Source organism: Muriicola sp. E247, assembly GCF_041358175.1.
Lineage (GTDB): Bacteria > Bacteroidota > Bacteroidia > Flavobacteriales > Flavobacteriaceae > Muriicola.
On record NZ_JBGKBE010000005.1, the window covers coordinates 1 to 12,072 of the forward strand.

The window sequence follows — 12,072 nt, forward strand, 5'->3', positions numbered from 1 at the left end:
GAACCATAGTTGTTGAAGCCCTCGTTAGGGACATCCGTAAAGGTGTCACTAAAGATAGAAATCACGTCTGCAGCATCCTGAGTAGGTGCAGCAGGTCCTGCCGTTGGTGGAACAGCTCCACCGCCACCTCCGGAAGGTGCGTTTAATGTCAGATCATCAAAATAATAGGTAGCTCCATTGTCAATCGGACTATCGGACTGGTCATTATCCGGTTTTATGACTAACTGGTTGTAAGCCGTTGGAGCCGCCGGTAAATTGGTAAATACGAATTCTACCTCTGTCCATTCATTGGCATTCGGTACAGTTGCATAAACCGGGGATGGATTTCCTATACTTCCATCATTGGGATCCGCTAAAAGTTCAAATCGGAAAATCGCGTTGGCCTTAGTGGAATAAATTTTAATCTTGAAGACATTATCGGTAGTCAAATCAAAATTACTCGCAAAGGTATTTTGAATTCCAGCAAAAAAGCTGGATCCTGTGGGTTTATCAACCTGTAGTACAAAATCTGAAGTATTTATTCCCGTTTTAGATGGATTTTCTGTAAGCTCCGAGGTGATTCCATCTCCAAAATTCGCGGAAGACAAGAATGTTTCACAGCCTTCGAAATTTACAGGTAATGCTGTAGCCGCAATAAGAGTTCCACTACAACCGTTGGTCCCTCCGGTAGATCCCCCACTGTCCAGGGCAAAATCATCAATGTAATAAGTAGCTCCGCTATCGGTATTAATATCAAAGAACAAAACTATTTTATCGTATTTACCACTCTCTGATCCGGGGAAGTTAAAGGTTAACTCCTCCCAGGCGTTAGCCGTGGTGGTTACTGCTCCTACTTCTGTGTTAATGCCGGCATCGGTTTTGTCTTCAAGTTTTAAGAGCACATTTGTGCCCACCGCTGGTGCCCAAACTTTTAGTTTGAAACCTGAGTTTGCAGTGAAATCAAATTTGGAATTGAACTCGATCTGGTTATTGGCAAACGGAAGTGATGCGTCTCTGACGATCTCACCTACTTTACATGATGGATTAACAGCATTGTCCGTATCCGGATTGTCTATATAAGAATATGATCCGCCATCTTCAATGATCGCTGTACCGGGATCTGTCAGAAAGGTCAGATTGAAATCTGTTGCTTCAAGAGATTGGGCAGTTTCAGCAGTACAATCAGCGGTAGTACCGCCTTCGCTTTGGGTGATATCATCAAAATAATAAACATCCCCATCACATTCTGCATTTCTTTCAAAGTAAATGATCATGCTTTTAAAAGTGCCCGATGAGACATCAGAGAAATCAAATGTCAATTCCTGCCATACCCCTACTTCGGTGATACTAGCTACCCTGTCTTGTGATGGTTCTGTATCAGGGAAAGGAAGTCTTTCCAATCGGAGCGTTACATCCGTTATCTGGGTTTCGGCCAGAACTTTCATGGTAAATACCTTATTCGTAATAGCTCCAAAATCCAAAGCTGTTGCCAATTCTACACCTAACCCTGCAAAGGTTTCACATCCGGTGGTTTTAACAAACTGCTGTACATTACAGCTGGGGTTTATCCCGTCTGTAACCGGATTTGAGACAATGCCTCCTGAAGTATTTCCAAAAGCTGAAAAAGCAAATGCCTCGTCATCGGTTTGGAAGGTCCAGTTTAGATCGCCATTTGCCGGATCAATATTTTCTGAGGTCTCTGCTGTACAATCCTCTTCCTCTTCTTCCTCTTCTTCTTCTTCAGTGGTAATCACAACCGTTACCTGGTCCTGGGATGCGTCGGAAGCACCTGCAACATTAAATGCCGTTAGGGTTACTGTGTAAGTACCGGTTCCTGCATAGGTCTTCACAGGATTGATCTCAACAGAACTGTCGCCGTCTCCAAAATCCCACAGGTATCTTGTGGCTTCCTCCGAAACGTTAATAAACGTAACTGTTCCGGTTTCTTCGTTAATAGTATAGGTAAAGGCAGAAGTGACGTCCGGAAATATATTCGTGACTTCTTCACATCCTAAATAGGCTATTGCCAGTACAAAAACTGCAATGACCTTTGCTTTTTTGAGTAATTGTTTCATAGTTATTTTTTTAGTTAGTTAGTGGGTATCGTGAATATCTGTAAGCCCTGAAATAATCGACCAGCATGGTCTGAGGAAAAACTGTTTCTGCATTGGGTGAACCAACAAAATTTCCGCCAACGGCCACATTCATCAGGATGTAAAAATCATTGTCAAATACCCATTCCGATCCTTCTGGAAGATCTTCCGGGGTGATTTGATTGTATAGAACATCGTCAATGTAATAGTTTACATAATCGGGTCCCCATTCTATTCCATAGATGTGGAAACCAGTGTCAAGTCGATCGTTCTGTAAAACGTATTCTTTCGATATTGCTTCTCCTGCTGAATATCCCGGGCCGTGAAGGCTTCCAATTAAGGTGGTGGGGTCCTGTCCGCGCATTTCCATGATATCAATCTCTCCGATAAACGGCCAGATTTCGGATGGGCTGTCTTCCACACCAAGCATCCAGAAAGCTGGCCAGATACCTTGTCCGTAAGGAACCCTGATGCGCGCCTCAAATCGCCCGTACGTTTGCTCAAATTTCCCTTTTGTTATCAGTCTTGCAGAAGTGTAATTAGATCCCTGGAAGGATTCTTCCCTCACCGTAATCACCATAACTCCGTTATTTACCGTCACATTCTCAGGACGGTCTGTATAGTACTGCAATTCGTTATTTCCCCAGCCGTTTTGACCGGTCCCGATATCGAAGCCCCAGATTGAGCTGTTAGGGGCACCATCTGTATCAAATTCATCCTGCAGGGTAATCTCTGTAAACTGGGCAACGGTCTGGGTATCGTCTACCGCACATCCCGAATTCAACAGTAAAACTGCAGCGCAAAGAAAGCCGGACAGGGTACCTGCCAGATTGCTTTGGAAGTATGAATACCTTTTTGGTATTATTCTCTTTTTCATTTTATATAGGTTTATCTGATTCATTCTTATTCCTTTTAAGTTCTGGTTTACTCGGTATAGAAGTACATATTATCTACCAGCAATCCGGAAATAGTGGCATCCGAGATAAAGAATATCTGTGCCAGATTACTTCTGCTTGTCAGGCCTGTAAAATCGGAAAGCGGGATGTCTAAACTGATCCACTCCCCACTTACCAGTGCACTGCTGTCAAAGGTTATCCTTGAACTCGAATCGTCATCGCCCCCGAAGGCAGCATTGGGACCGAAATCACCTAGTTCTACCGCAATAAAATCAGCGGAATCTATAGTTTCATCTATTTTGATATCCACATGGAAATGGGTCATTGCCGTGGCATTAACCGTTGGGTTTTTAAATTCTGTAGCTACAAAATTGAGGTCTTCATATACAATGATGTTCTCCCCTTCATTGATTTCGACAGCACCTCCCAATGTGGTTTGAAAAGGCGCGAAGAAGCCATTGTAGAAATCTACAGGTACATTGGCATAGGCATCGCTGAAAATTGAAATAACCGAAGCCGGATCGCGTGCCGGGGGTATAGGGGCAAATTCAAATCCGCCTTTTACCTCCAGGGTAGCTGACCCTGCCGCTCTAACCCCACCAAGGGTCGCTGTAATCTCTGTTGTACCAACTCCAATAGGAGTAAGTACCCCTAATTCACTTACGATCACTACATCAGTATCCGAAGAACTGAATGTAAAATAGGAAGGTGCTGCTATAACTGTTTCATTTACTCCTGACGCCAGGTTAAAGGTTTGGGTAAGTCCGGCATCCGGAATTTTACCCTGTATATTGATAAAAGCTTCTACTTCAATATCATCCCCCCCATAGATAGCAGGTCTCGGCTGGGCAACAGTTCCCAGTTTTTCAAATTTTAACTCATCTATCCAGAAAGAATATCCATCACCGTCTTCAGGACCTTCTGCATACCAGAACATTCCTTTTTCCGCTAATAATTTCTGTGGATCGGGAAGGGGAATGGTATACTTTGTCCAGGTAGTGCTAATTCTCAGATTCTGTCTGGTAACCAGATACTTATTTTCTCCAAAATCGTTACCAAATCCTATTTCATTGATAGTCCCTGCCCTGGTGGCTTTGGCCCAAAATGTGAGGGCATCGTATTCCGAAAGATCCCGTCCTCCCATATCAGGAAAGATGGCCCCGGCAAATGACCCTGCAGGATCACCGAAATTGGGGACGTCAAACCTCATGGAAGCCGATCCCTTGTATTTCACTTCGCTATCTACACTAAAAGCATCCAGCTTGGATCCGCCAAAAGGGAGGTATTCCAAACCTGCACTAAAGCCATCTATAAAAACGTTCGGATTATTTGAAAATGAGGCAAAATCCACATCATCCGATACCTCTCTTTCACATCCTGTCATAAATAGGATGATGAAGCCCATTAACAGGGTGCTGCCTAGATATATATTTTTTCTGTTTTTCATGTTCCTTTTTTTTATTGACCAATATTGATGTGTATGTATGTCCTGATCTCCCATTCGTTTCCATTGCCAAAACCAACCGGACTAATAAAAGAGTCGTCTGCAAATTCCGCAGCGTTGTTAGGGGAATAACGATTTGAAAATTCGTTAAGACTACGCCATGTACCGCGTATCCCAATCTGCGTACTTGGCAGAATAAACCAATCTGGCTTTCCAAGACTAGTAGATATATCCAGCATCAGCTGAACGGGAAAGGTGAGGTTAAAATCCCTGTGGTAATCAAAAGGTCCCCAGTCATTGATCTTCCAGCCGTGCTGGACCTTAATTTTTTTATAGATCATCCTGACATCTCCACCAATGCGGTCTATCAGTCTTGGATCACTACCCCTTGCCTGCGCATTTCCAAAATAAAGGTTGGCGATCAATCCGAGATCCGGACCAGCCTTGGATACTATCCTTGAGTGGACTTCCCATAAGTCCTGTTCAGGTACTGAATTTGGAAAAGCAAATAAGGTACGATCAGCTAAAAACCCAATTGCAGCATCCATGGTAGTTGGAAGATGGCGGTATACAAAGCCTACATTAAAGGCTAACTTCGCATCTTCTGATCTGTCATTGTCCCATTCGTACATCCATGTTCCCGGTGTAGGATCGTAAGAGATAAGCAGTTCCACGCCCGTGGTTTCCCTGTTTGACCTTACCACAAATGGATCGTCCAGAATATTTCTCAACCTTCCGGGGCCATCTACATCGTTAGGCATTGGCCCTACTATAGGTTTTTGCCACATAAAGTTGGGAGCTAATTGAAAATCCCCTACCTGATACGTAAAGCCTGAAAGGAAATTAGTCTGGTTTCCACTTCCGGTGTCTTTGAGTCTCCAGCCCGTAAAGGTCCGGGTCTGGTCAGCACCACCGCCAGCTACCAGGCCTTGAACGGCTCCCTGGGCATACCAATTAAATTTCCCTCCGGCATAAGTAATCTTGGCCTTGGCTCCCCAATTGTCTTTATAATTTACCTCATCGGTGTAAATAATATACTTGGATTCAGATCCCGGATTTTCAGGATCGTAATTGGGATTGTCTTCGGCAATCTGAAACTCTCTGCCATTAAGCGGCTGACCTCCCCAGATTCCTCCCACTTCTATTCCAAGTTTTCCAAACTCCCGCTCCACATAGAGTGTAGCACGCCTTGTCCTTGGCATAGGTACCGCCAGAGAGGACACGATATTTCCAAAGTTGTCTATGTCTTCATGAAATATCCCCGTAAAATGATAATTTCCAAGAGATTTGCTGTACTTCAGAAGTACGGCAGGGTTGGCTCCCCACCATAGTTGCGGCCCGAAGGCAGCTTTAAAACCATCTAAAAAACTTTTACCATCTAATTCAAATCCACTGATCTCCCCATTATATATGTCGAGGTTAGGCCCGTAATTCGCCTCGGGATACAGCCCAAAGAAATCTCCTTCATATCCCCAGTGATAATGTCCGGTTCGGTAGAATCCCCTTATGTCAAATTGTTTGGTTTTCCATTCGTAGGACGCATTGTAAATCTGAACCCGATTGACATCGCCCAGAACTACATCTCCCTCATCCGTTTCAACAACTACAGGTCGACCTCTGTTTTCATAAAAAATCTCGTCAATTGGATTCTGGGCTACGTTACCCAGGATATTGACATTCACATTCGCCTTCATATTGGGCGCAGGATTCCCTTCCACCCCTACGAAGTATGATTGCATATGATCAAAACCGAGTTGGTTGGGATATACAGTTTCATCAGGATCTGCATTCTGGGGTGTTGTAATCAGGCTACCCCCTGTATTAAATGTAGTAAACCTGGCCTCCATCTTACTCACCCTTAACATATTGGCTTTCTCACCCACCAGGGCGGCTTTATCGCCTCTTGCCTTCAGGACTGCATCCATAAGGCTTATGTTGTCAAAATAGTTTTCTATAAAATCAAGGGTGACACCTTCTTCATAAGGGTTTAACTTGTGTGCTTCCTTCAGGGCATAATAAGCAGCTCTGGGATAAAGATCATAGAGGCCTCGTGGATTGGTCTGTCCTTTGGCACAAACACCAAACCATTCTTCATTCATGTTATTTTCTCCAGGGGCAAGGTCAATAGCATATCCCCCATTGGCCCAGGAAGCATTATTATCGTGTACATCAGCGTTTTTCCTATCGTCAAAACCGTATTTCCACCAGCCATCACTAAACTGGAAGGTAAAACCTCCAATTGAATTACCCGCTTTGCCTAATCCGGCGGCATTCTCGTAGATCTCTTCCCAGTTACCTACCATATAGTAAGCCTGTGATTTCTGATCTTCTGCATTTTCAATTGCATTAAATGCATCCGCGCCAAATTCGGTAAACATCAATGGTTTGTTGAGTTTTTCTTTGACCACATCAAACATATCTCCGAAAGAAACACCCCTGTAGACATTGGTACCATAGATATCTACATCCTTACATTCCTCTGCTATGATATCAATAAAAAGAACATCCCCATTACAAATGGCCACGGGATGTGCAGAATCCATAGACTTCATCAGCACAGCTGCATCGTTCATAAGTTTATACATAGGACGCCCTCTGGATTCTCCTATAAACTTCTTTTCTTCTTCATCATCCGGAAAATCTTCTGTTTCTGCACCCTGCCAGAACAAACCGTAATTATTTTCGTTTCCTAACAAGTACATGAGTAAGCCTGGAGTGTTTTTGTATTCCCTTACCAGATTCTCTACTTCACTCATCAAAAATTCCTGTGTTCTCGGCTCAGAATAAATAGTTACCGGAGTCCAAACCCCGTCCAAGGTCAAACCATATCTTCCGAAGGAATGATTTAACATGGTATAAATCCCATAATTTTCGTAGATGTATTTAATCCATCTGGCAGGTACTCCGGTGTATTGACGTATTACATTCACGCCCATATTCTTCAGAAGTGACATTTCTGTATCCAAACCGGCTTTGATAATATCGTCCGGTTTTTTCCAGAATTCGGCATTTACCGTATTGGTGCCGATAGGGATATAATCCCAATTCATCCCGTTGATCATAAAATCCTTTCCATTCACGACCAATTTAGCTCCTTCCTCATTCTGGACGACCGAGACCTGATCTGTCTGGGCGTAGATACCCAAAGTGAATAAGAAAAGTAGTGCTCTTAGTACAATGTTCTTCATAGTGATATTTTGTTTAAGTTGAGCTTTCGGTAAAATGACTTTTCACATGGAGATCAGAATCTGCAATATTTTCATCTCCTTTTTCGAGTGCCGGTCACAAAGTATTTGTAAAACCCGGATGAAAACCGGAAATCAAAAGATCTTACTTTGACCAACCGTTAAACTTATCCTAATTATTTATCAATACCATAAATTTTACCCCTACAAAAAGTATACAGTGTATTTTTTAGGCAATGTTTTTACGAATTTGATAATGATCTCCTAAAAATGGGCGTTAACAATGTATTGTCATTGAGGATATCGGCAGAAAAATTTAAGTTGTATAGGTGATGTTGAGGTAGGAAGAAAAAAATGTAGAGGATGTTATAGCGTCAGAATATAGTCGGTGAGGTTAGAATCATGGGTTAAATTCATTTTTTTTCGCAATCTATAACGTTTGATTTCTACACTTCTGGGTGAAATGTTAAGAAGTGGGGCTATTTCTTTGGAGGATAAATTGAGTCGTAAATAAGCACATAATTTAATATCGTTAGGGGAGAGATTCGGGTGGACTTTCTTCAATTTCTTAAGGAATTTCCGGTCTGCATGGTTAAACGCTTTCATAAACATCTCCCAATCATCGTTCCGATTGATACTTTTATCGATGATTTTTACAATCTGTTTCACCGACGTAGCCCCCTGGTCTTCTGAGCTGAGTAATTGTTCTTTTACTTTCGACAAAAGTTCATTCTTTCTTATTATACTCAGCGTAGATGCAGCCAACTCATTATTCTTATTTTTAAATTTCTTTTTAAGCTGTTTGTTTTTCAGCTTGATAATTTCCTTTTCATTCCGCGCCTTAGCCAGTGCCAGTTCCCGTTTGTTTTCTTCGATGAGTGCCTGCTGATGTCCCCTGTAATATCGCCTGTATGTTCTGTGAATAAGAACGGAACCCACTATGGCCAGAAGAAAGTAGGTGATAAAGGCCAGTCCTGTGAGATACCAGGGTCTGGCGATCGAAAATGAAAAACTGGCCGTATTCAGAGATTCGCTGTTCCCGGCCCTACTCCTTACCTTAAAGGTATACGATCCATGAGGCAAATTGGAATAAGTAACGGAAGTATTTTCTGTCCAATCACTCCAATCATCATACATCCCCAGAAGTTGATATTGATAATGTGGTTTAACAAGCGCCTTGTACTCGGGAGAATAATAATAAATCTGCAGGTTATTTTCTTTATTTCTGAATTCAGCTTCGTCCCCGGGATCAATCATTGAATTCTCTGTTGTTTTCCCACTCCTGTCAGATACCCAGATCCCACTCAGGCGAATTTCGAAATTTCTCTTTGAAATCTTATCTGTATGAAGCCTCACATAACCATTGCTAGTACCGACAAAATAGTCTCCATTATCTCCAGGTCCATAAATGGATTCATATCCTCTGATCCCCCTTCTTTCCGATTCTGTCAGTGGAATAGATTGAATAACATTGCGATTGTCGAGATTACCCCGGGTAACATAACTAATATTTTTGTCGGTAAACACCCAAAGCTTGTCCGCGCTATTATCTGTAATCAATCTACCAGATACGTATCCTCCCTTATCGAAAATGTCACTCAGCAAAGTGTCTTTTACAAAGTCTTCATTTAAGGCATCAAACCTGAAGATCCCCTCCTTATAAGCAAAGAGAATGTCGTTCCGGTATTTGACCAAGCCAGAGTTCACACCCCGATGTACAGTATCAACTTCTATTGTTTGTGCTTGTCGGAAGTCCTCATCAACCTTAATACGAAACAAACCTTTGTATTCGTGATTTACGAATATTTCATTGTTCCGTATCTCAAAAAACCTGGAGGAGTGATCAAAATTTTCCAGGGCATTTCTCAATCCCCATTCACCCTGGTTAAACTCCAATATATTTAGTCCTCCATAGTTACCCTGCATCAGCAAATCAGGTCTGTTTGGGATTGTACTAAACTTCCAGGTACCGGGAATTCCGGCAATTTTCCTCGCTTTTTTATTCTCAATTTGAAATGTCCCTTCATGATGACCGCAAAACAACTTCCCATTAAAAACTTCCAGGGCCCATACCTGCCCTTCAGTACCGGGTATCATTGTAAAGCCAGATTCCGAGGAGGGGTTTTTATAAAACAATCCCTGATTAGTTCCCAGATAGAGAATATCATTAAAGGACTGAATCGCATAAACACTCCCGGTAAGTCCGCTCAGATCCTGATATATCCTGAACGGAGAATTAAGATTTAGAAAGCTAATTCCGTTATCAAGACCTAACCAAAGGGTCCCATCCATATCTTCACTTACAGACAAAACAGTATTGTTTCGAAGTCCGCCCGACTGATCCACCTTAAATATCAGAGATCCTTCTTCATCGAGGAGGATTAAACCATTGGAAATGGTTCCAAGCGCGTAGTTTTTATTCTTCAATTGTTCTGCAGAATACACACTCATCTCCGATATCAATGAATTTGCACTAGCATCCCAAGAATTCAGGACACCGTCCCTGATAATATAAAACCCATTGTGACGGGTGAGAATCAGGAGGTCCTTTTCCCTTTCAAAAATATTAACTACCTCATCATCCTGAAAAATATCAAAGTCGTACACCAAAACGGCCTTTCCGTTTTCTATTTTGAATATTCCTTCCCTGAGTTTTTGATAATAAAGGGTCTGTCCGATCTTAAATATCTTAGGCAGGGAGGTATCAGATTCTATCCATGTGATTGAATTATCCTGCAGATTGTACAAATAGATCCTATCGAGAGAATGAAAGGCAATGAATCGATCTAATTTTATGATATTCCAGAATTCTTCATCCGGCAAAAGGTCTTCCTTAATGGAATCTGACAATGAAGAATATTGCAATACCCCAATCTCTTTCCTCTCCCAGAAGCCAAATTCCATATATCCCCCGGTATACACTTTATCTCCGAGGGCATTAACCGATCTTACGATACTTTCGTTAGGTAGGGCGTACTGTTCCCAGGAAGCACTATTAAATTCCAATAGCCCCTTGCTATTGGCGATGTACATATGTTTATTTTCAGCCTGGGAAATAGACCAATTCTGGTTCTCGGCATTATAGTCGGAAGGAGCAAAATTCTGAATGGGGGGGAGTTCCTGCGCGAAGCAAATCACACTGAAACAAAAGGTGAGTACTGTTAAACCTACTCTCAAAAAGCTATGATTTATAAGGTTGATCCGGGTCTCTGAACGGATTACAGCAAGAAAGTAACAAAATGCTGTCTTCAGACCAACTCGGCATTCAAACCTGCCTGGAGCAATTTGCTGCAGCGTGGTTTTAAATCATCGTATTCTCCTGTTTTTACGGTGCATTTCCCGTTGTAATGAACGATAAGAGAACATTGTTCTGCCTGTTCCGGGGTATGGTCGCAAACACCAATAAGAGTTTCGATAACGTGATCAAAAGTATTCACATCATCATTAAACAGGACGATCTCGTGTTGTTTTACTGTGACTTCTTCTAGAAGCAGCTCTTCTGAAAATTTTTCTTTTTGTCCCATAGCGAAGAATTTTTACTAATATAGTAATTTTTCCGACTTTACATTCCGTATGGAATTTTCATAAATCCATTTGTTTTACAGCTTTGTGGGCTGTACAGGAACTTATTTTAAAGTTAGTCTTTTTGATAAAGAATAGCCATCCAGGAATTTTTTTCTTCCTGTGTTTTTAGCCGTAGTCCGGCTTCCGCACTCTTCAGGTTTATCATTTCTGAATCTGCTTTATAAAACCCGCTTAGCAGTAATTGTCCTTTATCTTCCAAATGCTCTGAGTAGGCAGGAATATCAGACAGTAAAATATTCCTGTTTATATTGGCCAGAATCAGGTCGTATTTCTTTTCGGGAATAGCCTTTACATCCCCTTCCAGAACCCGAATCTGTTCCTGGCTGTTCCTTTTTACATTTTCCAGGGAATTGACGTAACTCCAGTGATCGATATCTATAGCATCTACAGATCCGGCACCCTTCAATGCAGACAGTATAGCTAAAACAGCTGTCCCACAACCCATGTCGAGTACAGAATTACCCTTGAGGTCCATGTCCAGAATGAATTTTAGCATCAAATAGGTGGTTTCATGGTGCCCGGTTCCAAAACTCATCTTTGGTTCGATCACAATATCAAAGGACACTTCTTCTTTTGCATGGAAAGGGGCCCTAACCCTGCATCTGGTGTCTATCTCAATGGGATTAAAATGTGTCTCCCACTTTTTATTCCAGTTTTCTGCCGGGATTTCGCGGGATTGGTAATGAATTTGAAAAGCGGGGTTGTCCAAAAGGCTGATCTGCCCAAGCAGTTCTTCCTGCCATTCGGACCTGCGGACATAAGCTTTCAGGCCATTCTCAGTTTCTTCAAAACTCTCGAAGGGTAATTCTGCCAATTCTGCAAGAAGTATTTCACTACCCGGTACTACCGGATCTATTATAAAATGGTATTCCAGGTAGACCCTACTCATC

7 protein-coding genes are annotated in these 12,072 nt (G+C 42.1%); all 7 read right to left on the reverse strand.

Features of this window, described 5'->3' with window-relative positions:
• Window positions 1-2,054: PKD domain-containing protein (locus ACA086_RS08735; protein ID WP_371002941.1), on the reverse strand; the 2,054-nt coding region annotated here is incomplete at its 3' end.
• A gap of 10 nt (window positions 2,055-2,064) precedes the next feature.
• Window positions 2,065-2,949 (reverse strand): family 16 glycosylhydrolase, encoded by an 885-nt coding sequence (locus ACA086_RS08740; protein WP_371002942.1) that lies wholly within the window; start codon window positions 2,947-2,949, stop codon window positions 2,065-2,067.
• Window positions 2,950-2,996: 47 nt separating this feature from the next.
• Window positions 2,997-4,415 (reverse strand): glycosyl hydrolase family 16, encoded by a 1,419-nt coding sequence (locus ACA086_RS08745; protein WP_371002943.1) that lies wholly within the window; start codon window positions 4,413-4,415, stop codon window positions 2,997-2,999.
• A gap of 11 nt (window positions 4,416-4,426) precedes the next feature.
• Window positions 4,427-7,600 carry a glycoside hydrolase family 2 TIM barrel-domain containing protein gene (locus ACA086_RS08750; RefSeq protein WP_371002944.1) on the reverse strand — a complete coding sequence of 1,058 codons (3,174 nt, stop codon included), beginning with the start codon at window positions 7,598-7,600 and terminating at the stop codon, window positions 4,427-4,429.
• Window positions 7,601-7,963: 363 nt separating this feature from the next.
• Window positions 7,964-10,774 (reverse strand): triple tyrosine motif-containing protein, encoded by a 2,811-nt coding sequence (locus ACA086_RS08755; protein ID WP_371002945.1) that lies wholly within the window; start codon window positions 10,772-10,774, stop codon window positions 7,964-7,966.
• Window positions 10,775-10,845: 71 nt separating this feature from the next.
• Complete coding sequence (locus ACA086_RS08760) at window positions 10,846-11,121, reverse strand: ATP-dependent Clp protease adaptor ClpS (RefSeq protein WP_369748949.1); 276 nt, start codon at window positions 11,119-11,121, stop codon at window positions 10,846-10,848.
• A 113-nt stretch (window positions 11,122-11,234) separates the two neighbouring features.
• Window positions 11,235-12,071, reverse strand: a complete 837-nt coding sequence (gene prmA, locus ACA086_RS08765) for a 50S ribosomal protein L11 methyltransferase (RefSeq protein WP_371002946.1) — start codon at window positions 12,069-12,071, stop codon at window positions 11,235-11,237.
• Window position 12,072 lies beyond the last annotated feature (1 nt).